The organism is Bradyrhizobium sp. 147 (assembly GCF_023073935.1).
GTDB lineage: Bacteria > Pseudomonadota > Alphaproteobacteria > Rhizobiales > Xanthobacteraceae > Bradyrhizobium.
This window is the reverse complement of record NZ_JADPKL010000099.1, coordinates 62,374-87,270: the sequence shown is the minus strand read 5'-3', so window position 1 is coordinate 87,270 and position 24,897 is coordinate 62,374. Positions and strand designations below refer to the sequence as shown.

The following is a 24,897-nucleotide window of genomic DNA, read 5'->3' as shown; positions in this document are numbered from 1 at the left end:
TCAATGATTAATCCATGTGAATCGTTCCGGTGCCTAGGCACCGCCGGCCTTGGCGCGTCAGCGACTTTGGATCAGTGCGCCCCCTTAAGGGTGCAGGAGGTCGTGCAGGTCACCGTCGTGCCGCGATCGCATGCTTTGCAGGCGCTGACGCACTGGTTCATGTCGCGCGGATTGTAGCTGCTGTAGTTTCGCATCGGGCAGGTCGAGGCCGAGCCGGTGATATCCTGCTCCTGATTGCAGGCTGCCATCATGAGCGCGACTATGATCACTGCAACGAGGCGCATGGGATTGCCCGTCGAACATGGCAAGTGACACTCGCGGGGCACGCTGCATTGCAACGGATCCCGGCCTTCCCACCACGAACCGTCGCCGATCAGCGACGTCCGCATGCTGCGAGAATGCGCGCCAAATCTTAAGAACGGATTGCAGCCGGCCTCAGGCCGCGGCCCTGGTCGCGATCGCCTGCCGCGTATCCACCGCCAGCTGGCGGTACTGTTCTCCGAGATTCAGATAGAACTCGCGCTTGGCGCTGTCGGTCGCGAGCTTGGCGATCAGCTCGCATTCGGCGGTGAGCGTCTCGAACCGTTCGAGCCTGTCCTCAAGATGTGTCATCGGCGTGTCCCCATCAGACGCCTCAAGGACATCAAGCCTAAGCCCGGGAAATAGGTCACGGCGAACATCGTTATGAACTAGAATCGTTTTTTCCAGTCCGTGGCGAAGGACGGCAGGCACGCCTATTTCTGCTCCAGCCGCCAGGCGCCATCCCAACCGCCGTCGGGCGGGTTGACCTCGAACTGCGCGATGCGGCCGAGCAGCGTGTGCGAGGGACCGTCGCCCGGGACCGCTTCGAGCGCGGCGTTGAAGGCGGCGCGGGCGTCGTCGAAGCGCCGGGCGCGATAGGCGGAGAGACCTTCGGCATAGTGCGTGCGCAGGCTCGCTTGCGCATCGGTGAGTGCGCTGGCCCTGCCCATCACCTCGAAAACGGCTTGCGGTGCGCTCTGGCCCGCCACCGCGAGACGATCGATCTCGCGCAGCTCGAGGCGCGCGCCGATCGCCTCTGCCGTTGCTTGCGAGATCAGGATGCGGGTCCCATACGTCTTGTTGGCGGCCTCCAGCCGCGAGGCGAGGTTCACGGCGTCGCCCATCACGGTAAAGCTCATCATCAGCTCGGAGCCGATGCTGCCGGTCAGGACCTCGCCCGTGGCGATGCCGATGCGCAGATCGCAGGGCGCCGGCATGGCGCGGATGCCGAGCAGATCCGGCAGCTGCTTCTGGAGCGCGGGCACCTGATCGGCCATCTCGATGGCGGCAAGGCCGGCGAGCATCGCCTGCTCGTCCTCCTCGATGAAGGGCGGCCCCCAATAGGACATGATGGCGTCGCCGATATATTTGTCGATGATGCCGCGATTGCTGCGGATGTGGCCCGACATCACCGTGAAATAGTGGTTCATCACCTTGACGAGACCGCGCGGCGTCATGCCTTCGCTCATCGAGGTGAAGCCGCTCATGTCGCAGAACATGATGGTCATGACCCGACGCTGGCCCTCGATGGCGACCTCCGGCCGGTCAATCAGGCCCTGCACCACCTTGGGGTCGATATAGCGCCCGAAGGTCTCGCGGATGCGTTCGTTGTGGCGCAACTGCTCGATCATGCGGTTGAAGGCCGCGGCAAGCTCGCCGATCTCGTCCTGCGTGGAGACGGCGATCGGCTTGTCGAACCGACCCGCCTCGACCTCCCGGGTGCCAGCGAGCAGCAGTCGCACCGGGCGCGTGATGCCGCTACTCACGAGCAGCGCAAAGGCAAATCCGACGATCGCTGCGAGTAACGTCACGACGCCCGACACGATGATCGCCTGGTGCTGGCGGCTGATCACCTGCGACGTGCTGAAGAAAACCTGCGCCAGCATGTCGGTGCGGATCGCATCGATCTTCTGGTTGAACTGGTCGCGCAGCGCATCGATGTGCTCCAGCGTGCCGCGGGCCTCCGCCATCTGCCTGGCATCGACCTGCTTGACCAGCTTTCCGTGGTCCTCGTCAAGATCGCGGCGCAGCTCAGTGACGGCGGTCTCGATGCGGAGCTCGATCCGCGCCAGCGCGGCATAGTCGGACGGGGTCCTGGGATCGTCGATGATGGCGTTGATGAGCTTGCGTGCGCTCTCGGCTTCCTCCTCGATCTTGCGGTCGGTTTGATCGAACTCGCGCAGGCGCGCCGCATAGGCCTCCTCGTCCGAGGGAGACTGCATCTTGGTCATGACCATGCGCCGCAGTGCCAACGCCCGTTCCAGCGAACGGACGTTGGCGCGCGCCAGATGCCCATAGGCCGGGATGTAACGGTTGGTCAGCTCGTCCAAGAGGACGCCGACCTGGCTCGACATCACCATCGACAGGATCGAGGTGATCAACATGAGAACGATCAATCCGAGGGCGACCCCGACGATCTTGCGGCGGATCGACTGGTTGAAAATCGGCATAGGTGCAGGGCAAAGGCTGAAAGGATGAACGATGGAACTCAATATACCGGAATTGGTCGTAGGGACACGCACAATCTGGCGGGCCTGACGTCCTGAACCTGCACAACCCTTGCACGGCCCACTAACAAAGGTTTAGCGGCGCTGTCCCACCACCATTTCGGAAGTTCCCGAGTTCCCATCCGTATTTCGCCGCATTGTTGCGGGAGCGTGAGAAATGCGAAACGATGTCATGACATCGTTTTGGTGTTGTTTTTTGATTCTCAAACCGCATGTCGTCGCGGACCTTGGTTTGTAGTGGTTTCGCAGGGGGGCCATCGAATGAACCAGTGCCTACGCTCGCTCGCGTGTGTCGTTGCCGTAGCCGCGATCGCTCTTCTTCCTACCGCGTTGGCGGCGAAGAGCAGTCATAAATCATCTGCGCCGAAGAAGACGAATGAGGCGAAGGCCGGCAAGCAGCGCCATGCCTCGGCCGCCAAAGCGCGGCACGGTAAGCACGCCGAAGCCAAGCGCAAGTCGAAGAAGACGGTCGAGGTACCCTCGGACAAGCCGGCGCCGCCGCCGCTGACCGGCGATCTCGCCGCGCTGAGGGATGCGATCGACCTCGCGCGCAAGGGCAAGACCGACGATGCGGGCGCCGCACGCGACCGCATCACTGACCCCGCCGGACAGAAGCTTGTGGACTGGTTCATGCTGCGCCATTCCGAGAGCACGGCGAATTTCAAGCGCTACGCCGCCTTCCTCGCCGCTAATCCGGACTGGCCCAGCAGCGCTCTGCTGCGCCGGCGCGCCGAGGCGCGGCTGTGGCAGGAGAAGAGCGAGGCGGCCATCGTGCACAAATTCACCATGGACCGGCCAACCAGCGCCAAGGGCAGGTTCGCGCTGGCCCGCGTGCTGCTCACTGAAGGCGAGACCGACAGGGCCGCGCGTCTCGTGCGCGAGGCCTGGCGCACGGATGAATTGTCCGAGCGGAGCGAAGAAGACTCCTACGCGGCGTTCCACGACCTTCTATCCGCCGACGATCACCGCGCGCGCATGGACAAGCGTCTCGGCACCAAGGACTACGCAGGCTCAAGACGCGCAGCCAAACGTCTCGGCGAGGATGCGCTCGCGATCGTAAAGGCCTGCGCCGCCGTCACCGGCAAGGCGAGCAAGGCCAAGGACTATCTCGAGGACGTCTCGACCGAGGCGCGGCGCGATCTCGGCTATGTACTGTGCCGCGCCCAGTGGCATCTTCAGAACGACCGCATCGACGACGCAGCCGAGGTGATCCTCGCCGCCCTGCCCGACACGATGGCGGCGCAGGACACCGATGCCTGGTGGCGCGAGCGCCGCCTGCTGGCACGCAAGCTGCTCGACCAGGGCAAGTTCAAGACCGCCTACGACGTGGTGCGCACGGCCGCGGTGCCGGAAAAGGAGGTCTACCGCGTCGACTACCATTTCATGTGCGGCTGGATCGCGCTGCGCTATCTCGACGATCCCAAGACGGCGATGGTGCACTTCGCCGCGATCGACGAAGGCTCGGCCAATCCCATTGCGCTGTCGCGCGCCCATTACTGGCGCGGCCGCGCCGCCGAAGCGATGGGCGCCACCGTCGACGCCCGCATGAGCTACAAGGCGGCGGCGCGCTATCAGACCGCCTATTACGGCCAGCTCGCCCGCGCAAAGCTTGGCCTCGACCGGATCGAGCTACGTGCGCCCTCCCCGGTGCTGCCCGCTGCCGACACGCAATTGGCGGACGAACGCGTGCGCGCCGCCAACATGCTCTACGATATCGGCGAGCGCGACGTGGTGTTCTATTATGCCGAGGATTTTGCCAAGGAGAGCACCGACGTCGCGGCGCTCGAAGCCCTCGCTGAGCTCGCGGGCCGGCGCAACGATGCGCGCGTGATGCTGGAGATCGGCAAATCGGCGCTGGCACGCGGGCTTGCGCTCGACCACTATGCCTTCCCCACCATCGGCATTCCCGAGCACAAGCAGGTCGCGCCCGCGATCGAGACCAGCGTGATCTATTCGGTGGCGCGCACCGAAAGCTCGTTCGACCAGCGCGACAAGTCGCCGGCCAATGCAGTCGGGCTGATGCAGGTGACGCCGGAAGCGGGCCGCGACACCGCCAAACGCTTCGGCCTGACCTATGACTGGAACAGGATGGTCACCGATCCCGTCTACAACACGCAGATGGGCGCGGCCGAGCTCAGCGCGCTGTTCTCGGAATATCGCGGCAACCAGATCATGACCTTCGCCGGCTACAATGCCGGCCGCGGTCGCGTGCGCGAATGGGTGCAGGCGCGTGGCGATCCCAGAGACCCCAAGGTCGATCCGGTCGACTGGGTCGAGCGCATTCCGCTGTCGGAGACGCGCAACTACGTCCAGCGCGTGATCGAGAACGTGCTGGTCTACCGCGCACGGTTCGAAGACAGCGGCATGATCGCCGGCAAGAGCGACCAGCGCGTCGTCACGCACGAGGCTGGCGCAACGGCACCCGTGGCGGCCGCAGCACCTGCTCCCTAGTCAACGCCGCCCGGGGCTGAACGCGGCGCCTGCAAGGTTCCGGTGCTGCGGCTTCCACGCGCGTGCAGTCGCGCAGCTAGGTGTCACCTCCTTCCATCGTGATCAGATCGCGACCGTCCAAATATGCGCCGGTCAAGGCTCTTGCGAAGGTCCAGGCGTGTATCGTGCAGCTCCAGCACGAGACGGCACTCAGGACCGCCAACGTCTCGATCATGTTTCCAGCGAACTCGACGTTCTCGGCGGCCGGTTCTGTCCACCCGGGCATCGGCCATCGCATGAACAACGTGACGAGTTCGCCGCGGCGGTAGCAATCGTAGTCACAGTAACGGCGCTGCGTCCGCACATGCCGGACATAGCCGGAGCGGATTGACCGCGAGCATGTGCTGCACGTGACGGTGGGCAATGGGGGATCGTGATTGACCACCACGAATTTCATGAAGCCGCCCTCACGCGATCTTTGGCGAGCGCCTCGCAGAACAGAGCGTAGCACTGATAGTCGCAGTAAGGCAGACCTGTCCGAATCTCGCGGAGATAGCTGCTGCTGATCGGCTCGCAGCACTGCATGCACCAGGTCTTCCGGAACGGAGTCCGGCCGTTCACCAATACGAACGCGAATCTCACGTGGCACCTCCCAAAGCGAAGCAGTAAACGCTGTCCAACGGAGAAAGTGCGGGCGGTGGAGCGCAAAGATGGTTTCGGCCGTCCGGATTATCCCTGTTTCGCTCCACTTTTTGCGGGGGGATCAGAATGAATCTCCCGTCCTCCCTGCGCCGTGCATAGAGCCGGCCGTCGATGTACTTGATATCAGTCGGATAGCAATCGGCGCTGCTGCAGCAACTGAGGCTCGGATTATCCGGCATGTGCCAGGTCGAATAGAATTTTTCGTGCAGCGCCTGGTCCTGGACCGGATGCTGGCGATGAACGGCACCGTCTCTTGTCTCCTGCGCCTGGACCGTCGCAGCGGAGCCGAGGAGAACGATCGAGCACAGAAGCTTGCATGAGCGGTTCAACGCACGAGCTCCTGGATTAGAAGTCAGCTCTCCAGTTCAGCGCTCACGCGACCTGAGCCCGGAACAGCCACCGGCGGTCGCGTTCGCGGCGTGTGCGGAAACGATCAACGCACTTCTTGGAGCAGAGCGCTGTGCGCCAGGAATAGTAGCGGATCAGGCCAAACTTGCCGCCACACACCGCACAGCCCTTGATTGAAGAGCAACGTTCGGACTCGGATAAGCGAGGCTCAGGAAGTTGCGACGTATTGCACATTTGATCTCTCCCTTGTTGCTTGGTTCCCTTCGACCTCACGCGGGTCGTGAATTGCCGCAACGCGGCTGGGTGTCGAGAAATGCGGCGGCCTCGTCCTTGGTCGTGAGGCCTCGGCCGTACGCTTGAGACCCGATCTCGCCCGACCGATGCGATTGGCTGGTCGACACTCCCGATGGTCATGAGGCTAGTCCGCCAGGCATCAGGCGCTCAATTGTACGGAGGTAAATGGTCGCCATGACTAGGAATGGACGAGCTATACCTAGGTTTGTCCCGTACTCGCCCGGGGGCTCTCGCGCGGGCTCGCGTTCAACGAGACCACGCACGATGCGCGGGTTGCACGGCGAGCGCGAAAAATCGGCGCTGAGGTGACCAGGATGGCGAGCAGCCAATTCCAAGCCCAACGTCGTAACCGGCATCCGACTTTGGCCGGAATTGCTCCTCCGGCGCCAACGTGCTCTACTTATGTTCACGCAGAGAGCGCCGGGAGCGTCTGCGATGAAGCCGGGCCGGGCAGGAACGTTCGGGAAGTCAGCCGCGCAATTGCTCGTCGGCTGCGTCAGGCAAGTTGTCACCCCCAAACCGCGCAGCGAGCCCAGCGACGCCGGTCTGCTGGAGGCGGTCAAGCAATGGCAGCAAGTCTTCGAGCACAACCCGGTCATGTATTTCATGGTCGATCCGAGCGGAACCGTGATCAACGTGAACACGTTCGGCGCGGCGCAACTGGGCTATACCGCCGCGGAGTTGATCGGCCGATCGGTGCTGGATGTGTTCTTCGAGGAAGATCGCGACTTCGTACGCGCGTGTGTCGCGCTATGCCTCGAGACCGTTGATCAGTCACACACTTGGGAAATCCGGAAGGTTCGCAAGGACGGCTCGGTGCTATGGGTGCGCGAGAATGCCAAGACCATGCTGCGGGCCAATGGCGGGCCGATCGTGCTGGTCGCCTGCGAGAACATCACCGAGCGCAAGGAAGCGGAGAATGCGCTGCGACAGAGCGAAGCTTACCTCGCCCAGGCACAGGAATTGAGCCACACCGGCAGTTTCGGCTGGAGGGCTGCAACCGGCGAGATCACATGGTCCAAGGAGACCTATCGCATCTTCCAATGCGACGAGGGGACTAAGCCAGAGATACCCTTCATGCTCCAGCGGATCCATCCGGAGGACCGGCTCGCAGTGCAGCGGACCACGGGCCGGGCGGCGCGCGAGGGGAAAGATTACGATCACGAATACCGGCTGGTGATGCCCGACGGTTCCGTCAAGTACGTCCGAGCGGTCGCCCGGGCGACGCGAGATGCGAGCGGTCACGTCGAGTTCGTGGGGTCGGTGACTGACATCACGGCGACCAAGGAGGCAGAACGCAGACTTCGTGACAGCGAGCAGCGCTTTCGCGACTATGCCGAAACCGCCTCCGACTGGTTCTGGGAGACGGGGCCAGACCATCGCGTCACTCACATATCGGAACACTCTGATACCGTCACCGCCCCCGCGGGCCTGATCGGGCTCACGCGTTGGGACATTGCTCCCGACGCCGATCTCGAGCCGGAAAAATGGCGACAACATCGGGCGGCGCTCGATGCTCACGTCCCGTTCCGCGATCTGGTTTACCGCAGCAAGGACCGCAACGGACAGCCGATCTATGTCCGCACGAGCGGCAAGCCGTTCTTCGACGCCAACGGCACCTTTCTGGGTTATCGGGGCGTCTGCACCGACGTGACCGCGGCCATCCGGGCCGATCACGCCGAAGAGGCGCTGCGCAAGGCGCAAGCCGAGCTCGCTCATGTGACGCGCGTCACGATGCTGGGCGAGCTGACCGCTTCAATTGCCCACGAAATCAACCAGCCCCTCGCCGCCGTGATCGCAAACGCCGACGCCTGCCTGGCCTGGCTGCAGCGCAGTCCGCCCGATCTCAAGGCGGCGCGCCGCTCCGTGGAATGGATCATCGAGGACGGCAAGCGTGCCAGCGACGTCATCCGTCACGTTCGGGCGCTCGCCAAGCGATCCGATATCGAGATGGCTCCGCTCGAAGTCAGCGTGGTCGTGCGCGAGGCTGTCGCGCTCGTTCAGCGCGAGATGGCGAGCCATGCCGTGTCGGTTCGAATGGAACTGTCGTCGGCACTGCCCAGGATCTTTGGCGATCGAATTCAATTGCAGCAGGTCCTCATCAACCTGATCAAGAACGGCATCGAGGCCATGGAAGGCATCGATGACCGCCCGCGCGAGCTGGCGATCCGTTCAGCGGTTGACGACGATGGCGCGGTGCTGGTGAGCGTCTCCGACTGCGGCGTCGGCATCTGCGAACAGGCAATGGACCGCCTGTTCATGCCGTTCTTTACCACCAAGTCCAGCGGCATGGGCATGGGCCTGTCGATCTGTCGCTCCATTATCGAGGCCCACGGCGGACGACTTTCCGCCATACCGAACGAGGAGCGCGGCGCGACTTTTCAGATCACCCTGCCACTCCATCGAGAGGAAGCATCGTGAACGAGCGCGCGGGGCCTTCGCCCAAGGAGGACGGCGATCAGCCAATCGTCTTCATCGTCGACGACGACGCGTCCATGCGTCGTGCGCTTACCAATCTGTTCGAGTCGGTCGGCCTCAGGGTGGAAGCATTCGGCTCGGCGCCGCAACTCCTCCAGACCAAGCCGCCGGAAGTCCCCAGTTGCCTGGTGCTCGACATCCGCCTGCCCGGAACGAGCGGCCTTGAGCTGCAAACCGATCTTGCCAAGGCAAATATCCATACGCCCATCATCTTCATTACCGGTCATGGCGATATTCCCATGACCGTTCGGGCCATGAAGAGCGGCGCGATCGACTTCCTGACCAAGCCGGTTCGCGACCAGGAAATTCTGGACGCGGTCCAGGCCGCGATCGAGCGAGACCGCAAGCGCCGCGATCTTTACAAGACCGTCTCGGACGTCAGATCACGCTTCGAGTCACTGACCTCGCGGGAGCGGGACGTCTTGTCACTGGTGACGTCGGGCCTGATGAACAAGCAAGTGGCCGCCCAGCTCGGTTTGGCGGAAATCACCGTCAAGATCTATCGCGGCCAGATCATGCGGAAAATGGGGGCGAAGTCGCTGGCCGACCTGGTGAGGATGAGCGAGGCGCTCGGGATTCGACCCAGCAAGCCCGACGTACAAACCTAAGTATGAGTTTCCAATGATGACCGACGGGTCCACCTTGCGGGTTTATGCGAGGCCGTACGACGGCAAGCGTAATTCCCGGGCGAGGAGCGGACGCATTGTCAGTGGCTTCGGTCATTTCTGTGCTTGACGATGATCCCTACGTGCGGGCCGCGATTAACAATCTCTTGGAATCCCGCGGATACATCGTCCACACATTCGCCTCCGCCGAGGAGTTTTTGAGGTCGACCGATTCGACCGACACCTCGTGCGTGATCGCGGACGTGCAGATGCCGTCGGTCACTGGAATCGATCTACTGACGCAGATGCGCGCGCAGGGGTCGGCAACGCCGTTCATCTTCATCACCGCTTTCCCGGATGAGAGCGTGCGTGTGCGTGCGCTTAAAGCCGGGGCAAGTTGTTTCCTCGGTAAACCGTTTGCCGCCTCGGATCTGATGAAATGCCTGGAGGTGGCGCTGCAGCAGGTGACGAAACCATGAAGCGATTGTCCGGCGATCAGCGAATGCGAGACACTGACACCAGCGCAGCCCACCTCAATCCACCTTGATATTCGCCGCCTTGATGATTGGCCACCATTTTGCGATCTCCGCCTTCTGGCGGTTGCCGAGCGCTTCTGGCGTGAGCTGATCCTTGGGCGTCATCTCCAGGCCCTGGCTTTCGAGCTGCTTCTTCACTCCAGGATCGTTCAGCGCTTCCACGGCCGCCGCGTTGAGCTTGGTCACGACCTCCTTCGGCGTGCCCTTCGGCACCCACATGCCTGACCACAGCGTCATGTTGAAACCCTTCAGGCCCGCCTCCTCCGCGGTCGGAATCTCCGGCGCCGACGGCAGGCGCTTGTCGTCGGTGATGGCGTAGGCGCGGATGGTGCCGGCGCGGACCTGATTGATGGAATTGGAGGTCTGGTCGACGATGAGGTCGATCTGGCCGGCGATGAGATCGTTGAGGGCGGGCGCTGTGCCGCGATACGGCACGTATTGCAGCTTGATGCCGGAGACGCTCTCGAAATAGACGCCGGCGATGTGGCTGCCGGAGCCCGCGCCGGCCGTGCCTGCCGTGGGCGGCGATGGCCGCGACTTCAGCCATTCAATGAGCTCCTTCAGCGAGGTCGCCGGCACTGCGTTCTTGCTGACCACAATCATCGGATTGCTCGGCAACAGCACCACCGGCTCGAGGTCGGCGACGAGGTCGTATTTGAGCTTGTAGACGGCACCGTTGGCGACGTGGGTGCCGAGATGACCGAACGAGATGGTGTAGCCGTCCGGCGGTGATTGCACGGCGCGGCCGACGCCGATCGAGCCGCCTGCGCCGGTGACGTTCTCAATCACCACGGGCTGGCCAAGCGATACGCGCATGCGCTCCGCAAGCACCCGCGCCATTGCATCCGACGGCCCACCGGCCGCGAACGGCACGATGATGGTGATGGGACGCGTGGGATAGTCCTCAGCGCGCGCGGCGCCTGCAACAGCGAGAATGGCAATCAGCGCAGCCCAAGCGGCCTTCATGGTCCTCTCCCCAGCGTCATTGTCATTTTGACCCTCTGCCCGCGTACGGGAAGAGGGATCATTCGTGGCGTATTGCCGCGCTAGAACTGCGTGTAGTCGATCGGCTTGTGGCGATCGAGCGTCCGGGTGACCGGCGGCAATGGATATTTCAGCCCGGTCGCACAGTTGAACAGCATGACGCGGTCGGTCTTGCTGACACGGCCATCGGCAAGGCTCTGCTTGTAGGCAGCGTAGGTGGCGGCGCCCTCGGGGCACAACAGCAGCCCCTCCTCGCGCGCAACCTCGCTCAGCGCCGACGAGATCTTGTCGTCGTCGACCGCGATGGCAAAACCCTTGCTCTGCCGCACCGCGCGCAGGATCAGGAAATCGCCGATCGCCTGCGGCACGCGAATGCCGGAGGCGATGGTGTGGGCATCCTCCCACCGCGTAGCATGCTCGGTGCCGGCGTCATAGGCCCGCACCATCGGCGCGCAGCCAGAGGCCTGCACCGCCACCATGCGCGGACGCTTGGACCCGATGAAACCGATCTTCTCGAGCTCGTCGAACGCCTTCCACATGCCGATCAGGCCGGTGCCGCCGCCGGTCGGATAGAAGATCACGTCGGGCACGTCCCAGCCGAGCTGCTCGGCAAGCTCGAGGCCCATCGTCTTCTTGCCCTCGATGCGGTACGGCTCCTTCAGCGTCGACGTATCGAACCAGCCGACTTTTGCTTTCCCCTCGCCGACGATCTTGCCGCAATCGTCGATATAGCCGTTGACGCGATAGACGGTCGCGCCCTGGAGCTCGATTTCGCTGACATTCACCTCGGGCGTATCGGCCGGGCAGAAGATCGTTGTCTTGATGCCGCAGGAGGTCGCATAAGCCGCCAGCGCGGCGCCGGCGTTGCCATTGGTCGGCATCGCCATGTGCTTGATGCCGAGCGCCTTGCCCATCGACACCGCCATCACGAGGCCGCGCGCCTTGAACGAGCCGGTCGGCAGCCGTCCCTCATCCTTCACGATGATCTCGCCACCGCCGAGTTTGGCGCCGAGCTTCGGCAGCCGGATCAGCGGCGTCGTGACTTCGCCGAGCGAGACGATGTCCTTGCATTTGCGGACCGGCAGCAGCTCCCGGTAGCGCCACATGTCGGCGGGACGCTGGGCCAAAGCGTCCTTGGTCAGCGCCTTCTTCGCCCCAGCGAGGTCGTAGCGGACCAGCAGCGGCTTGCCGGCCTTGGAGAGATTGTGGACCTGGTCGGCCGCGTAATGATCGCCTTCCATCGCGCATTCGAGATGCGTGACGAAGGTCGGGCGCTCGATGGTGAGGTTGTCGTTGTCGTGCATGGGGTGGTTTCCTTCTTATTTTGAAAACAGCTCTTTGGTCGCCTGGCGAGCGGTCAAATATTCAGCACCCGTCCATAAGCATCCAGCACGGCTTCCTTCATCATCTCCGACAGCGTCGGATGCGGGAACACCGTGTGCATGAGCTCTTCTTCCGTGGTCTCCAGGTTCATGGCGACGACATAGCCCTGGATCAGCTCGGTGACTTCAGCGCCGACCATATGAGCGCCGAGAAGCTGTCCGGTCTTCTTGTCGAAGATCACCTTGACGAGGCCCTGGTCCTCGCCGAGCGCGATCGCCTTGCCGTTGCCGACGAAGGGGAAGCGGCCGACGCGGATCTCGCGGCCGCTTTCCTTGGCCTTGGCTTCGGTCAGGCCGACAGAGGCGACCTGCGGCTGGCAATAGGTACAGCCCGGGATCATGTTCTTGTCCACGGGATGCGGATTGAGGCCCTTGATTGCCTCGACGCAGATCACGCCCTCATGCTCGGCCTTGTGCGCGAGCATCGGGGGACCTGCGACGTCGCCGATGGCGTAGATGCCAGGAACGTTGGTCCTGCCGTGGCCGTCCACCACGATGATGCCGCGGTCGGTCTTCACCCCAAGCTTTTCGAGGCCGAGATTCCCGATGTTGCCAACCACGCCGACAGCGGAGATCACCCGCTCGAACTCGGTCGTCACAGGCTTGCCCTTGCCGTCGTCGATGGTGGCGACGACGCTGTCGGCCTTCTTCTCGAGCTTCGTCACCTTGGTCGAGGACATGATCTTGATGCCCTGCTTCTCCAGGCGCTTGCGCGCCAGGCCCGCGATCTCGGCGTCCTCGACGGGCAGGATCTGGGGTAGCACCTCGACCACCGTGACGTCGGAGCCCATGGTGTGGAAGAACGAGGCGAACTCGATGCCGATCGCGCCGGAGCCGACCACCAGCAGCGACTTCGGCATCCGTTCCGGCACCATCGCCTCGAAATAGGTCCAGACCAGCTTCTTGTCCGGCTCCAGCCCGGGCAGCACGCGCGGCCGCGCGCCGGTGGCAACGATGATGTGCTTGGCCTGATAGCTCCCCTCGCCCAACGTGCCCTTCGGCGCCTCGACGTCCGATTTACTCACAGTGACCTTGCCGGCCGCGTCGATCGACGCCGCGCCCCAGATCACGCTGACCTTGTTCTTCTTCATCAGGAAGCCGACGCCGTCGTTGAGTCGTTTCGAGACGCCGCGCGAGCGCTGCACCACAGCCTTCGGGTCGAAAGACACTTTCTCCGCCGCCAGGCCGTAATCCTTGGCGTGCTGCATGTAGTGGTAGATCTCGGCCGAACGCAGCAGCGCCTTGGTCGGAATACAGCCCCAGTTCAGGCAGATGCCGCCCAGATACGCTTTCTCGACGATCGCCGTCTTGAAGCCGAGCTGTGCGGCGCGGATCGCGGTGACATAGCCGCCGGGACCGGAGCCGATGATGATGACGTCGAAGGATGTATCGGCCATGCTGTACGCTCGTTCCATCGTTCAACCGGCTTGAATGTTACGGCTCGTCATTGCGAGGAGCTCTTGCGACGAAGCAATCCAGTCTGCCGGTCACGTCCTGGATTTGCTTCGCTTCGCTCGCAATGACGACGCAAATTCGCCGCGTCAGACCATCATCATGACGGGATTTTCGATCAGCTGCTTGAACGCGCCGATCAGCTCGGCGCCGAGCGCGCCGTCAATGGCGCGGTGATCGCAGGACAGGGTCACGCTCATCATGTTTGCGATCTCGATCTTGCCACCGCGCACGACGGGACGCTCTTCGCTGGTGCCGACCGCGAGGATGGTCGCGTGCGGCGGATTGATCACCGCGGTGAAGTGACTGATGTCGTACATGCCGAGGTTGGAGACGGCCGTGGTGCCGCCCTGGTATTCCTCGGGCTTCAGCTTGCGCGAGCGGGCGCGCGCGGCAAAGTCCTTCATCTCGTTGGAGATGGTCGAGAGCGTCTTGGCCTCGGCCTTGCGGATGATAGGCGTGATCAGGCCGCCTGGCATCGCGACGGCAACGCCGACGTCGGAATGGTGGTGCTTGACCATGCCGCTTTCGGTCCAGCTGACATTGCAGTTCGGGATCTTCTGGAGTGCGACCGCCATCGCCTTGATGACGAAGTCGTTGACCGAGATCTTGTAGAGCGGCTTCTTCTCCTTGTCCTTGGGAGCAGCCGCATTGATCTCCTCGCGCGCGGCCAGCAGCTTGCCGATGTCGCAATCGATGGTGAGATAGAAGTGCGGGACGTTCTGGATCGATGCGGTCAGGCGCTGCGCGATGGTGCGGCGCATGCCATCATGCGGGACGATGTCGTAGGAGCCCGGCTCGAACAGCGACAGGATCTGCTTGTCAGACATGGTCGGCGCGATCGAGGGCGCCCCAGACGGTGCTGCGGCGGGAGCCTTGAGGCCCTTGCCGGACTTGGCCTGCTCGACGTCACGCGCGACCACGCGGCCGTGCGGGCCAGTGCCCGTGACCATCGCCACATCGATGCCGGCTTCCTTCGCGATACGGCGCGCGAGCGGCGATGAGAACACGCGGCCGCCATGGCCGTTGCCCTGCGCGGCGGGAGCTGCAGCCGGCGGAGCCGGTGCGGCGGCAGCCGGCGCCGCCTTGGGTGCGGCCGGTGCAGGTGCCGGTGCCGGCGCGGCAGCAGGTGGCTCAGCGGTCTTGGGCGGTGCGGCCGAGGCGGTCGGCTTCGCGGCGCCCGCGGCTTTCACATCCTCACCCTCGCCGGCCAGCACCGCGATCACGTCGTTGACCGGAACGTCCTGCGTGCCCTCGGGCACCAGGATCTTGGCGATCGTGCCTTCGTCGATCGCCTCGACCTCCATGGTCGCCTTGTCGGTCTCGATCTCGGCGATGACGTCGCCGGATTTGACCCTGTCGCCTTCCTTCTTCAGCCACTTGGCGAGGTTGCCCTTCTCCATCGTCGGCGAAAGAGCGGGCATCAGGATGTTGATGGGCATGCTGACCTCACGAAGAGCTTCTCAAAACGTCGTCTCCGGAAGCGAAGACGAACAGACCAGGTTTAGTTGCCGATGTCGCCCTGCCACAGACGCTCATTGGCGGGATTGGAACGCCAATTCTTCATCATGGTGATGGAGCGGTCGTCGGCAAGGTCGATCCAGGGGATGCCGAACTTGTCGAGGATGTCCTTGGATCCCTCGAAGGTGACGGATTCCCCGATCACCACCAGCTTGACCTTGAACAGCGCCAGCGCGCCGGCGCACATCGAGCATGGCGACAGGGTGGTGTACATGACGGTGTCATGGAACGTGATCGCGCCGGCTTCGCGCAGGCAGCTCATCTCGCCGTGCAGGATCACGTTGTTCTCCTGCACGCGGTTGTTATGACCGCGGGCGATGATCTTGTTGTCGCGCGTCAGCACCGCGCCGATCGGCAGGCCGCCCTGTGCGATCGAGGTTTCCGCTTCGCGGATCGCCTCCAGCATGAAATCGTAGTGATAGGATTCGATCGCCACGTCAGTGCCCCTTGCCGCGTGGCGTCGTGCTGCCGGTGTCGGTCGGACGCTCGATCTCGGCCTGGAACATCTCCAGAATCCGGTTCAAGGCATCCTCCTCGGTGTATTCGCTCTCGCGCGCATAGGCGCGCGCGGCATGGCGCGCCAGATCGACGAGCAGCAGGCCCCACATGTCGGGCTCCTCGAAGGCGCGCTGGAACGCCATCGACAGCCCACCGTCCAACACGAACACACGCAGGATCTCGACCGCGTCCTCGCGCGTCATGACATCGGGCGGCAGTGGCTGCTCCTTGGGGCCCGCCATGGTCTACCTGTAGCAGACGGCTTTGGCGGCCTCGACGACTTCCGCTGCCGAGGGCAGCGCGAGCTTCTCCAGGTTCGCGGCATAGGGCATCGGCACGTCCTTGCCGGAAACGCGCGTAACCGGCGCGTCCAGATAGTCGAAGGCGTTCTCCATGATGCGCGCGGCGATCTCGGCGCCGACCCCGCTCTGAGCCCAGCCCTCCTCCACCGTCACCGCACGACCGGTCTTCTTGACCGAGTTGATGATGGTCTCGGTGTCCATCGGGCGCAGCGTGCGTAGGTCGATCACCTCGGCCTCGATGCCATCCTTGGCGAGCTCGTCGGCGGCCTTGAGCGCATAGGTCATGCCGTTCGACCAGGAGATGATGGTGACGTGGCCGCCGGGGCGCACGATGCGCGCCTTGCCGATCGGAATCACGAAATCGTCGAGCTTGGGCACTTGGCCGGTGTGACCGTAGAGCACCTCGTTCTCGAGGAAGATCACCGGGTTGGGATCGCGGATCGCGGCCTTGAGCAGCCCCTTGGCATCGGCGGCCGAATACGGCGCGACCACCTTGAGGCCGGGAATGTGCGAATACCAGGCCGAGTAATCCTGGCTGTGCTGGGCGGCGACGCGCGCAGCGGCACCATTGGGCCCGCGGAATACGATCGAGCAGCCCATCTGGCCGCCGGACATGTACAGCGTCTTGGCCGCGGAGTTGATGATCTGATCGATCGCCTGCATGGCGAAGTTGAAGGTCATGAACTCGACGATCGGCTTGAGGCCCGTCATCGCGGCACCGACGCCGACACCGGCAAAGCCGTGCTCGGTGATCGGCGTGTCGATCACGCGCTTGGCGCCGAACTCCTGAAGCAATCCTTGCGTGACTTTGTAAGCACCCTGATATTCGGCCACCTCTTCGCCCATCACGAAGACATCGCCGTCGCGGCGCATCTCTTCGGCCATGGCATCGCGCAAGGCTTCGCGGATGGTCTGCGTCACCATCTCAGTGCCGGCGGGTACTTCCGGATCGGGCTCGGCCACGGGCTGCGGCGCGGACGGTGCCGCCTTGGGCTGGGGGGCCTCGGACTTGGCGGCGGCGGGCGGCGCGGACTCCGCAGCCTTCTCCTGCTTGGCCGGCGCTGGGGCCTTCGCGAGATCGGCGGCGCTCTCGCCATCGGCGAGGATGGTCGCGATCGGCGTATTGACGGCAACGTCGGCGGTGCCCTCGGGAATGAGGATCCTGCCGAGCGTGCCCTCATCGGTCGCCTCGACCTCCATCGTCGCTTTGTCGGTCTCGATCTCGGCGATGACGTCGCCGGACTTGATCGTCTCGCCCTCTTTCTTCAGCCATTTGGCGAGGTTGCCCTTCTCCATGGTGGGCGACAACGCGGGCATCAGCACTTGAATTGGCATATCGACTCCAAAAGAAAGCTTGCGCGCGTTCAGCGGTAAACGTCGGTCCAGAGCTCGGCGGCATCCGGCTCGGGATCATGTTGGGCGAAATCGGCGGACGCGTTGACGACGTCGCGCACCTCGGCGTCGATCGCCTTCAGATCCTGCTCGCTGACCTTGGCCGCCAGGAGGCGGTTACGTACCTGCTCGATCGGGTCCTGGTCGTGGCGGATCTTCTCGACCTCCTCGCGCGTGCGATATTTTGCAGGGTCGGACATCGAGTGGCCGCGATAGCGGTAGGTCTGCATCTCCAGGATGTAGGGGCCTTTGCCGGCACGGCACCAGGCCGCCGCCTCCTCGCCCGCAGCCTTCACGGCGCGGACGTCCATGCCGTCGACCTGCTTGCCGGGAATGTTGAAGGAGGCGCCGCGCTTGGAGAAGTCCTGCTGCGCCGAGGCGCGCGAGACCGAGGTGCCCATAGCGTAGCGGTTGTTCTCGATGACGTAGATCACCGGCAGCTTCCAGAGCTCCGCCATGTTGAAGCTCTCATAGACCTGACCCTGGTTGGCCGCGCCGTCACCGAAATAGGTGACGCTGACATTGTCATTGCCGCGATAGTGATTGGCGAAGGCGAGACCAGTGCCGAGCGAGACCTGCGCGCCGACGATGCCGTGGCCGCCGTAAAAGTGCTTCTCCTTGCTGAACATGTGCATGGAGCCGCCCTTGCCCTTGGAATAGCCGCCGCGGCGGCCCGTGAGCTCGGCCATCACGCCGTTGGCGTCCATGCCGGTGGCGAGCATGTGGCCGTGATCGCGATAGCCGGTGATAACCTGATCGCCCTCTTTCAGGGCCATCTGCATGCCGACCACCACGGCCTCCTGGCCGATATAGAGGTGGCAGAAGCCGCCGATCGCGCCCATGCCGTAGAGCTGGCCAGCTTTTTCCTCGAAGCGCCGGATCAGGAGCATGTCGCGGAGCGCCTTAAGCTCCTGCTCCCTGGTGAATTCCGGGGGCGAACCGCCGTCGGCCTTGTCCTGTGGAGTGCTTGCGGCGGCTTTCTTGGGTGCGGCCATGGGAATTCCGGGTCAGAGAAAACTTTCGCCCTCTCTAACCCAAGTCAAACACCATTGGAAAGCACCGCGGCGATATGGCACGACTTTCATTATGCCGCACTGCAACGTGATCGTAATATTGGAAAATCTTTGGCGCCGATCGGGCAACAAATCGATGCAAGGCTGCCGCACGCGCAGATTCGTGACCGCGTCAAGAAATGGGCAGAACGGGCGATGCCGAAATGACGCCGCCTCTCCGTTTGCCCAATCAGAAGAATCCGACCCTCTTCGGGAGCTTCTTGGTCTGCTGGTCGTGATCGAGCATCATCTTTTGGGACTCACGCCCGACGCCCGACCGTTTCGACCAAGACACAACGGCCGATCATGTCACGAGCCGCTCGGCAGCGAGAACGCTATTTCGCCGGGACCATCCGAACGAGATCATGCGGATTGACATAGTCGAGTTGGTAGCGCGCCCGCTCGTCCAGCATGTCAGGATCAATCCTCGACGTGCGCAGCAAAGAGACGCGCTGCTCGCTCCGGGCGCGCTCGCGCTTGAGCTGCGCCAGTTCGCTGGTCAGGGCGATGATCTCCTGATCGAGCTCCTGGCGGGCATTGAGGCCGTATTTGCCGGTGTAGGCGTTGACGCCGAAATAGCCGACGATGGCCGCCGCCATCGCATACAGGGCAAGGCCGGTCAGGATCGATTTCAGGCGCGCGCGGGAGACCATCTTGGGAAGATGGGACAGGTTGGTTAAGGGAGTGCTAATCGGCCCTAGCTGACGAGGATCTGACCTTCATGGTGAGGAGGCCGCATAGTGGCCGTCTCGAACCATGAAGGCCCCGCTGTCCCCGCGGCCATCCTTCGAGACGGCGCTGACGCGCCTCCTCAAGGATGAGGACCTGGCGTCTGGCCGCCAGCGATTTGGATTAGCCGTGATGCTTCGCCACGTGCGCCGCGAACGCGTCGAGATAGGCCTGGAGCACCGGCTTCAGCGACTCCTTTGTCAGATTGCCCTCGGCATCGAAGGCGTCGCCGACGGCGTTCAGATAGGCCTCCGGCTGCTGCATGATTGGGCCGCTGATACCAGGCAGGATGGTCTGCAAATGCTTGGCCGCGCTGACCCCGCCGAGCGGCCCCGGTGAATTCGAGATGATGCCGACCGGCTTGCCGTTGAACGAACTCTTGCCATAGGGCCGCGAGGCGACGTCGATGGCGTTCTTCAGCGCGCCGGGAATGGAGCGGTTGTATTCGGGCGTGACGAAGATGACGCCGTCGGACTTCTGAAGCTTCTCGCGGAAGGCCAGCCAGTCGGCGGGCGGCGCGCCCTCGAAGTCCTGGTTGAAGAAGGAAATGCCCGCCGGCGTGACGACCTCGAGCTTAAGCGAGCTAGGTGCGAGCTTGGCGAGGGCATTGGCGATCTTGAGCGAAAAGCTGTCCTTGCGCAGGCTGCCGGCGATCGTGACGATGTTGTAGGCCATGATGTGTCCTTGGGATTTTAAGCGAGAGTGCCGGGAAGGCACTTAAGCCATCCGGACCGATGGATGCAAGTGCATGAACTAGCTCGATTTGGAAACGCTGTGTTTCGTGAAATGCCCTCGGCTCTTCTGGGGAAATCGCGTCCTTTGACCTTTTGGCCAAAACAGTCAGGCCGCCAAGCCGCGGCCCGATCGTTCGCGCGAACGTCTGGACGAGACTAACCCAGATCAGATCGTTGGATTCCACGCCGATGGGACCAGGCGATATTTTGCGCCGTCCTTCTCGACATGGCCGATCGAGGGGAAGGAGAAGTGGAAGCCGACCACGCTCGCCCTCTCGGCCGCCGCCATGTCGTAGAATTTGTGGCGGGTCGCCTGCGCCAGCGCGGCATCGGTGTCGAACATCACGTGCCAGTCCGGATTGCGCAGGAAGAATTCCGGAATGTTGGTGACATCGGACTGGATCAGCACCTTCGCATCGCCCGATGCGACCGCGAACGAGGTGTGGCCGGGCGTGTGACCCGGCGTCGCAATGGAGGTGATGCCGGGTGCGACCTCCTTGCCCCACTCGTACTTGGTGACCTTGGACTCGAGGCCGGCAAAGGTCTTCTTCACGTTGGCGAAATAATTCTTCATCATCGCATTGGACTCGGCCTTTGCGGCGTTGTCCCCGCTGGTCCAGAACTCCCAGTCCTTACCCGGCACCATGATCTCCGCATTCGGGAAGGCGAGCGCGCCGTCGGCGAGGCGGATGCCGTTGGTGTGGTCGGGATGAAGATGCGAGAGCAGCACGACGTCGATGTTCTTGGGATCGACGCCAGCGGCCTGGAGATTTTGCAGCGTGCGACCGACGGCGCCCTTGCTCGGCTCGAAATTCGCGATGCCGTTGCCGGTATCGATCAGCACCAGCTTGGAGCCGGTATTGATGAGCTGCGGGTTGAAGGGCACCGTGACCATGCCCTTCGGCATGTAGGCCGCCTCGCCTGCGGCCAGCGCCTCGTCCTTCGGCACGTTGACGACGAACTTGTCCGGCATCGGGAAGGTGCGCGCACCGTCATTGATCGAGGTGCACTCGAAGCTGCCGACCTTGTAGCGATAGAAGCCCGGCGCCTGCGTCCCGGCCGGCGGCACTGAGGCATCGGCGGCGGTCGGTCCAAGCCCGGTAACGGCAGCCGCATTGAGGGCGGCGGCGCCTGCAAGCAGGTGACGGCGATTGAGGTCGGTCATGCAGATCCCCTTCTGAGCGCCTTGCGGTTTTTCCGCTTTCAACGGCGGCGGGAATAATCCCCCGGTTCGCTCAGAAGGCAAGTCCTTCTTTCGGTGATGTGCCGTCGTACATCACGATTATTTATTCGGGTTGATGAGGAATTTTTCGCCGGTGGCGCGTTTGGCGTACACGGCAATGTTGGCAGGATCGAGCGCCTCGGCAAGCGAGACCACCTTGGTGTAATGGCTGGCGAAGGTGGTCTTCAATTCGTCGAGGACGCGCTGGCGCAGCTTGGCGCCGTCCGCCTGCCCGATCTTCATCAGGAACGGAAACAGCAGCCAGCCGCCGACGCCCCAGGCCATGCCGAAGCCGCGCGGCAGCTCGATCGGCCGCGTGTCGAGCGCGCCATAGACGTACACCTGCTTGTGCACGTTGGAGCCGTAACGGCTGTACTCCTTCGCGGTCTTGTTGATTGCCGCTTCCATGCAGTTGAGGATGTCGCCGGCCAGCCTGCCCCCGCCGATGGCGTCGAAGGCGATGGTGGCGCCGGTCTCGACCAGCGCATTGGTGAGATCGCCGAGGAAGCTCGGCGCGGTGGAATCGACCACGTATTTGGCGCCGATCTTGTGCAGGATGTCGGCCTGCTCCTTGCTGCGCACGATGTTGACCAGCGGGATGCCGTCCTTGATGCAGATCTTGTTGAGCATCTGGCCGAGATTGGAGGCAGCCGCGGTGTGCACCAGCGCCTTGTGACCTTCGCGCCGCATCGTCTCGGTCATGCCGAGCGCGGTGAGCGGATTGACGAAGCAAGAGGCGCCTTCGGCCGGCGTCGTGCCCTCAGGCAGCGGCAGGCACTCCCTCACCTTCAGCGTTCGATATTGCGAATACATCGCACCGCCGATCATGGCGACAGTCTTGCCCATCAGCGCCTTGGCGGCATCCGACGAGCCGGTCCTGACGACGACGCCGGCGCCTTCGTTGCCGACCGGCATCGACTGGTCGAGCCGGCCCGCCATGGCTCCCATCGCGCCCTCCGGCACCTTCGCGGTAATGACGGGAGCGTCTTTGCTGCCCGAAGCTTTCGCCGTGCTCATGTCGGCCGCGCCGATCAGGAGCCCGAGGTCGGACGGATTGATCGGCGCCGCCTCCACGCGGACGACGACCTCGTCCGCGGCAGGCTCGGGGGTCGGCACCACGATCAGCGAGATTTCCAGCTCACCGCTCGCCTTGATCAGCGAACGCAATTGCAGTCCGGTGTTGCCGTCGCTCATGTCGATCCTCCCCTGTTCGTCGTTTCGCAGGTCGAAGCGCCGGCTTAAGCCAGCGCCTTCAGTGCCGCCCTGCCGCCGTAGAGCGCCTGCTTGCCGAGCTGCTGCTCGATGCGCAGCAGCTGGTTGTACTTGGCGGTGCGGTCGGACCGCGCAAGGGAGCCGGTCTTGATCTGACCGCAATTGGTGGCGACCGCGAGATCGGCGATGGTGGAATCCTCGGTCTCGCCCGAGCGGTGCGACATCACCGAGGTGTAGCCGGCCTTGTGCGCCATCTCGACCGCGGCGAGCGTCTCGGTCAGCGTGCCGATCTGGTTGACCTTGATCAGGATCGAATTGGCCCTGCCCGCCTTGATGCCTTCGGCGAGGCGCTTGACGTTGGTGACGAAGAGATCGTCGCCGACCAGCTGGCACTTCTTGCCGATGAGGTCGGTGAGCTCCTTCCAGCCGTCCATGTCGTCCTCCGACATGCCGTCCTCGATGGTCACGATCGGATAGCGCGAGACGAGGTCGGCAAGGTACTTCGCCTGCTCGGAGATCGAGCGGGTCTTGCCCTCGCCTTCATAGGCGTATTTGCCGTCCTTGAAGAACTCGGTCGAGGCGCAATCGAGGCCGAGCACGATGTCGGAGCCGGCCTTGAAGCCGGCCTTGCCGATCGCGTTCATGATGAAGTCGAGCGCGGCATCGGCCGACGGCAGGTTCGGCGCGAAGCCACCCTCGTCGCCGACATTGGTGTTGTGGCCGGCCTTCTTCAGCTCCGACTTCAGCGTATGGAAGACTTCGGCGCCGTAGCGCAGGCCCTCGGCAAAGCTCGATGCGCCGACCGGCAGGATCATGAATTCCTGGAAGTCGATCGGGTTGTCGGCGTGCACGCCACCATTGATGATGTTCATCATCGGCACCGGCAACAGGCGCGCCGAGGTGCCGCCGACATAACGATAGAGCGGCATGTCCAGCGAGTTCGCGGCCGCCTTGGCGCAGGCCAGCGACACCCCGAGAATGGCGTTTGCGCCGAGGCGACTCTTGTTCGGCGTGCCGTCGAGGTCGATCATGATCTGATCGATCTGGGCCTGCTGCTCGACATCGAGGCCGCTGAGGGCCTCGAAGATCTCGCCGTTGACGGCGCCGACCGCCTTGGAGACGCCCTTGCCAAGATAGCGGGCCTTGTCGCCGTCGCGCAGTTCCACCGCTTCATGGGCGCCGGTGGAAGCCCCCGACGGCACCGCGGCGCGGCCCAGTGCGCCGTCTTCGAGCACGACATCGACTTCGACAGTGGGATTGCCCCGGCTATCGAGAATTTCGCGGCCGATGATGTCGATGATGGCGGTCATGATGTGCACTTCCGTTCGTTAGGGCTGATCGGTGTCGCGGGTCTTACACGGAGCGCAAGCAAATGTGAACGCTTGGACAGCCGGCTTCGACTGACGCGTGAAGCCCCTCAGATTATGCTCCACGGCATCTGATCTGCGCGTCCAACCTCAACCTGAAACAGTCGGGGTAACGCCATGAATCGCCGCGAGTTTCTTGTCTCGAGCGCCGCCCTGCTTGCCATCCGCCCAGGTTTCGCGCAGGAAGGCCCGTTCCGGACAAAGTATTTCCCGATCAGTGCCGGCATCGGCCTGCATGATCTGACGCCCGCCCCTGACGGCACAGTGTGGTTCACCGCGCAGGGCAAGGGCATGCTCGGCAGGCTCGACCCCAAGGATGGCACCTTCAAGACGGTCAGCCTCGGCCAGGGTGCTGCCCCGCACGGGGTGACCATCGGTCCCGACGGCGCGCCATGGATCACTGAGGGCGGCCAGAACGCAATTGCGCGGGTCGACCCCGGCGATCTCAAGGTCACGCTGTTCCGCCTGCCCGAAAAGTTCGCCGCCGCCAATCTCAACACCGGCGTGTTCGACAAGGACGGCACGTACTGGTTCACCGGCCAGTCCGGCTATTACGGCCGGCTCGTGCCGAAGTCTGGCGAGATGAATGTGTTCAAGGCCCCCAAGGGCGTTGGCCCGTACGGCATCACGGTCACTCCCGACGGGGGCATCTGGTACGCCTCGCTCGCTGGGAGCTACATCGCGAAGATTGACCGCGCGAGCGGCAATGCGAGCGTGGTCGAGCCGCCGACGCCGAACCAAGGCTCGCGGCGGGTGTGGTCCGATTCGAACAGCCGGATCTGGGTCAGCGAGTGGAACAGCGGCCATGTCTCGGTGCACGATCCCGCGGACGGCTCTTGGAAGACCTGGAAGCTGCCGGGCGAGCGCCCCCGGCCCTACGCAGTCTATGTCGACGATAAGGACAAGGTCTGGCTGAGCGATTTCTCCGCCAACGCCATCGTCCGTTTCGATCCCACAACCGAGCGGTTCAACGTCTTCGCCAGCAATAAGGCCAATGCCAATGTGCGACAGCTCGACGGCAGGCCGGGCGAGCTGTGGGGTTGTGAGTCCGGCAACGACCGGATCGTCATGATCCACACCATCGCGGCCGGTTGACGACAGCGACATTTGCGTCCATCCCGGCATCCGA

At 63.5% G+C, this 24,897-nt stretch carries 24 protein-coding genes; 8 read left to right on the top strand and 16 right to left on the bottom strand.

Annotation, left to right across the window (positions count from 1 at the left end; genetic code table 11):
• Positions 1 to 71: 71 nt before the first annotated feature.
• The 3 genes from IVA87_RS26215 to IVA87_RS26205 all read right to left on the bottom strand — a co-directional run bounded on the left by IVA87_RS26215 (position 72) and on the right by IVA87_RS26205 (position 2,471).
• Positions 72 to 284, bottom strand: coding sequence for a hypothetical protein (locus IVA87_RS26215; protein ID WP_247295314.1), 213 nt, complete (start codon positions 282 to 284; stop codon positions 72 to 74).
• Between the two features lie 151 nt (positions 285 to 435).
• Entirely contained in the window at positions 436 to 612 is a 177-nt protein-coding gene (locus IVA87_RS26210) for a hypothetical protein (RefSeq protein ID WP_247295318.1), read from the bottom strand.
• A gap of 122 nt (positions 613 to 734) precedes the next feature.
• The gene (locus IVA87_RS26205) at positions 735 to 2,471 is read right to left on the bottom strand and encodes an adenylate/guanylate cyclase domain-containing protein (protein WP_247295321.1); all 1,737 of its coding nucleotides are present in this window, start codon (positions 2,469 to 2,471) and stop codon (positions 735 to 737) included.
• Positions 2,472 to 2,789: 318 nt separating this feature from the next.
• On the opposite strand from IVA87_RS26205, the gene IVA87_RS26200 reads away from it, so the two are divergent.
• The 6 genes from IVA87_RS26200 (at position 2,790) to IVA87_RS26175 (ending at position 9,864) form a co-directional block, all read left to right on the top strand.
• A complete protein-coding gene (locus IVA87_RS26200) occupies positions 2,790 to 4,979 on the top strand; it encodes a lytic transglycosylase domain-containing protein (protein WP_247295323.1) in 2,190 nt (729 codons plus the stop codon).
• 98 nt (positions 4,980 to 5,077) lie between these two features.
• On the top strand, positions 5,078 to 5,287 hold the full coding sequence (locus IVA87_RS26195) for a hypothetical protein (protein WP_247295326.1): 210 nt from the start codon (positions 5,078 to 5,080) through the stop codon (positions 5,285 to 5,287).
• A 381-nt stretch (positions 5,288 to 5,668) separates the two neighbouring features.
• A complete protein-coding gene (locus IVA87_RS26190) occupies positions 5,669 to 5,980 on the top strand; it encodes a hypothetical protein (protein WP_247295329.1) in 312 nt (103 codons plus the stop codon).
• 757 nt (positions 5,981 to 6,737) lie between these two features.
• A complete protein-coding gene (locus tag IVA87_RS26185; RefSeq protein ID WP_247295332.1) occupies positions 6,738 to 8,723 on the top strand; it encodes a PAS domain S-box protein in 1,986 nt (661 codons plus the stop codon).
• Positions 8,720 to 9,388: a response regulator transcription factor gene (locus tag IVA87_RS26180; RefSeq protein WP_247295333.1), complete on the top strand. Its 669-nt coding sequence runs from the start codon at positions 8,720 to 8,722 to the stop codon at positions 9,386 to 9,388. The genes IVA87_RS26185 and IVA87_RS26180 overlap by 4 nt, the downstream gene beginning before the upstream one ends.
• Positions 9,389 to 9,483: 95 nt before the next feature.
• On the top strand, positions 9,484 to 9,864 hold the full coding sequence (locus IVA87_RS26175) for a response regulator (protein ID WP_247295335.1): 381 nt from the start codon (positions 9,484 to 9,486) through the stop codon (positions 9,862 to 9,864).
• A gap of 54 nt (positions 9,865 to 9,918) precedes the next feature.
• On the opposite strand, the gene IVA87_RS26170 is transcribed toward IVA87_RS26175, so the two are convergent.
• The 8 genes from IVA87_RS26170 to pdhA all read right to left on the bottom strand — a co-directional run bounded on the left by IVA87_RS26170 (position 9,919) and on the right by pdhA (position 18,447).
• Positions 9,919 to 10,887 (bottom strand): tripartite tricarboxylate transporter substrate binding protein BugD, encoded by a 969-nt coding sequence (locus tag IVA87_RS26170; protein ID WP_247295337.1) that lies wholly within the window; start codon positions 10,885 to 10,887, stop codon positions 9,919 to 9,921.
• Positions 10,888 to 10,967: 80 nt separating this feature from the next.
• On the bottom strand, positions 10,968 to 12,209 hold the full coding sequence (locus IVA87_RS26165) for a threonine synthase (RefSeq protein ID WP_247295339.1): 1,242 nt from the start codon (positions 12,207 to 12,209) through the stop codon (positions 10,968 to 10,970).
• Between the two features lie 53 nt (positions 12,210 to 12,262).
• Positions 12,263 to 13,684, bottom strand: a complete 1,422-nt coding sequence (gene lpdA, locus IVA87_RS26160; RefSeq protein WP_247295342.1) for a dihydrolipoyl dehydrogenase — start codon at positions 13,682 to 13,684, stop codon at positions 12,263 to 12,265.
• Positions 13,685 to 13,828: 144 nt separating this feature from the next.
• Positions 13,829 to 15,181 carry a pyruvate dehydrogenase complex dihydrolipoamide acetyltransferase gene (locus IVA87_RS26155; RefSeq protein WP_247335711.1) on the bottom strand — a complete coding sequence of 451 codons (1,353 nt, stop codon included), beginning with the start codon at positions 15,179 to 15,181 and terminating at the stop codon, positions 13,829 to 13,831.
• A gap of 62 nt (positions 15,182 to 15,243) precedes the next feature.
• Positions 15,244 to 15,696: a nucleoside deaminase gene (locus IVA87_RS26150; protein ID WP_247295346.1), complete on the bottom strand. Its 453-nt coding sequence runs from the start codon at positions 15,694 to 15,696 to the stop codon at positions 15,244 to 15,246.
• 1 nt (position 15,697) lies between these two features.
• Positions 15,698 to 16,000 (bottom strand): DUF5076 domain-containing protein, encoded by a 303-nt coding sequence (locus IVA87_RS26145; protein ID WP_247275986.1) that lies wholly within the window; start codon positions 15,998 to 16,000, stop codon positions 15,698 to 15,700.
• A gap of 3 nt (positions 16,001 to 16,003) precedes the next feature.
• The gene (locus tag IVA87_RS26140) at positions 16,004 to 17,395 is read right to left on the bottom strand and encodes a pyruvate dehydrogenase complex E1 component subunit beta (RefSeq protein ID WP_247295348.1); all 1,392 of its coding nucleotides are present in this window, start codon (positions 17,393 to 17,395) and stop codon (positions 16,004 to 16,006) included.
• A gap of 29 nt (positions 17,396 to 17,424) precedes the next feature.
• The gene (gene pdhA, locus IVA87_RS26135) at positions 17,425 to 18,447 is read right to left on the bottom strand and encodes a pyruvate dehydrogenase (acetyl-transferring) E1 component subunit alpha (RefSeq protein WP_247295351.1); all 1,023 of its coding nucleotides are present in this window, start codon (positions 18,445 to 18,447) and stop codon (positions 17,425 to 17,427) included.
• A 54-nt stretch (positions 18,448 to 18,501) separates the two neighbouring features.
• Here pdhA and IVA87_RS26130 point away from each other — a divergent pair, with 54 nt between their 5' ends.
• Positions 18,502 to 18,672: a hypothetical protein gene (locus tag IVA87_RS26130; protein ID WP_247295353.1), complete on the top strand. Its 171-nt coding sequence runs from the start codon at positions 18,502 to 18,504 to the stop codon at positions 18,670 to 18,672.
• 167 nt (positions 18,673 to 18,839) lie between these two features.
• Here the strand turns inward: IVA87_RS26130 and IVA87_RS26125 are convergent, their stop codons facing one another.
• The 5 genes from IVA87_RS26125 to eno form a co-directional block, all read right to left on the bottom strand.
• Positions 18,840 to 19,157, bottom strand: a complete 318-nt coding sequence (locus IVA87_RS26125; RefSeq protein WP_247335709.1) for a septum formation initiator family protein — start codon at positions 19,155 to 19,157, stop codon at positions 18,840 to 18,842.
• Between the two features lie 199 nt (positions 19,158 to 19,356).
• The gene (locus IVA87_RS26120; RefSeq protein WP_247295358.1) at positions 19,357 to 19,908 is read right to left on the bottom strand and encodes an NAD(P)H-dependent oxidoreductase; all 552 of its coding nucleotides are present in this window, start codon (positions 19,906 to 19,908) and stop codon (positions 19,357 to 19,359) included.
• Positions 19,909 to 20,133: 225 nt separating this feature from the next.
• Positions 20,134 to 21,132 (bottom strand): MBL fold metallo-hydrolase, encoded by a 999-nt coding sequence (locus IVA87_RS26115; RefSeq protein WP_247335707.1) that lies wholly within the window; start codon positions 21,130 to 21,132, stop codon positions 20,134 to 20,136.
• A gap of 117 nt (positions 21,133 to 21,249) precedes the next feature.
• Positions 21,250 to 22,383, bottom strand: a complete 1,134-nt coding sequence (locus IVA87_RS26110) for a zinc-binding dehydrogenase (RefSeq protein ID WP_247295362.1) — start codon at positions 22,381 to 22,383, stop codon at positions 21,250 to 21,252.
• Positions 22,384 to 22,427: 44 nt separating this feature from the next.
• Positions 22,428 to 23,711, bottom strand: coding sequence for a phosphopyruvate hydratase (eno, locus tag IVA87_RS26105; protein ID WP_247295364.1), 1,284 nt, complete (start codon positions 23,709 to 23,711; stop codon positions 22,428 to 22,430).
• 174 nt (positions 23,712 to 23,885) lie between these two features.
• Between eno and IVA87_RS26100 the strand changes: the two genes are divergently transcribed.
• Complete coding sequence (locus IVA87_RS26100; protein ID WP_247295366.1) at positions 23,886 to 24,863, top strand: lyase; 978 nt, start codon at positions 23,886 to 23,888, stop codon at positions 24,861 to 24,863.
• Positions 24,864 to 24,897 lie beyond the last annotated feature (34 nt).

What these genes read in the sequence shown, in the direction of transcription:
- IVA87_RS26215 (WP_247295314.1), bottom strand. Translation starts at nt 284, where the DNA reads ATGCGCCTCGTTGCAGTGATCATAGTCGCGCTCATGATGGCAGCCTGC.
- IVA87_RS26210 (WP_247295318.1), bottom strand. Translation starts at nt 612, where the DNA reads ATGACACATCTTGAGGACAGGCTCGAACGGTTCGAGACGCTCACCGCC.
- IVA87_RS26205 (WP_247295321.1), bottom strand. Translation starts at nt 2,471, where the DNA reads ATGCCGATTTTCAACCAGTCGATCCGCCGCAAGATCGTCGGGGTCGCC.
- IVA87_RS26200 (WP_247295323.1), top strand. Translation starts at nt 2,790, where the DNA reads ATGAACCAGTGCCTACGCTCGCTCGCGTGTGTCGTTGCCGTAGCCGCG.
- IVA87_RS26190 (WP_247295329.1), top strand. Translation starts at nt 5,669, where the DNA reads ATGGTTTCGGCCGTCCGGATTATCCCTGTTTCGCTCCACTTTTTGCGG.
- IVA87_RS26185 (WP_247295332.1), top strand. Translation starts at nt 6,738, where the DNA reads ATGAAGCCGGGCCGGGCAGGAACGTTCGGGAAGTCAGCCGCGCAATTG.
- IVA87_RS26170 (WP_247295337.1), bottom strand. Translation starts at nt 10,887, where the DNA reads ATGAAGGCCGCTTGGGCTGCGCTGATTGCCATTCTCGCTGTTGCAGGC.
- IVA87_RS26165 (WP_247295339.1), bottom strand. Translation starts at nt 12,209, where the DNA reads ATGCACGACAACGACAACCTCACCATCGAGCGCCCGACCTTCGTCACG.
- lpdA (WP_247295342.1), bottom strand. Translation starts at nt 13,684, where the DNA reads ATGGCCGATACATCCTTCGACGTCATCATCATCGGCTCCGGTCCCGGC.
- IVA87_RS26155 (WP_247335711.1), bottom strand. Translation starts at nt 15,181, where the DNA reads ATGCCCATCAACATCCTGATGCCCGCTCTTTCGCCGACGATGGAGAAG.
- IVA87_RS26145 (WP_247275986.1), bottom strand. Translation starts at nt 16,000, where the DNA reads ATGGCGGGCCCCAAGGAGCAGCCACTGCCGCCCGATGTCATGACGCGC.
- IVA87_RS26140 (WP_247295348.1), bottom strand. Translation starts at nt 17,395, where the DNA reads ATGCCAATTCAAGTGCTGATGCCCGCGTTGTCGCCCACCATGGAGAAG.
- pdhA (WP_247295351.1), bottom strand. Translation starts at nt 18,447, where the DNA reads ATGGCCGCACCCAAGAAAGCCGCCGCAAGCACTCCACAGGACAAGGCC.
- IVA87_RS26125 (WP_247335709.1), bottom strand. Translation starts at nt 19,157, where the DNA reads ATGGTCTCCCGCGCGCGCCTGAAATCGATCCTGACCGGCCTTGCCCTG.
- IVA87_RS26120 (WP_247295358.1), bottom strand. Translation starts at nt 19,908, where the DNA reads ATGGCCTACAACATCGTCACGATCGCCGGCAGCCTGCGCAAGGACAGC.
- IVA87_RS26115 (WP_247335707.1), bottom strand. Translation starts at nt 21,132, where the DNA reads ATGACCGACCTCAATCGCCGTCACCTGCTTGCAGGCGCCGCCGCCCTC.
- IVA87_RS26110 (WP_247295362.1), bottom strand. Translation starts at nt 22,383, where the DNA reads ATGAGCGACGGCAACACCGGACTGCAATTGCGTTCGCTGATCAAGGCG.
- eno (WP_247295364.1), bottom strand. Translation starts at nt 23,711, where the DNA reads ATGACCGCCATCATCGACATCATCGGCCGCGAAATTCTCGATAGCCGG.
- IVA87_RS26100 (WP_247295366.1), top strand. Translation starts at nt 23,886, where the DNA reads ATGAATCGCCGCGAGTTTCTTGTCTCGAGCGCCGCCCTGCTTGCCATC.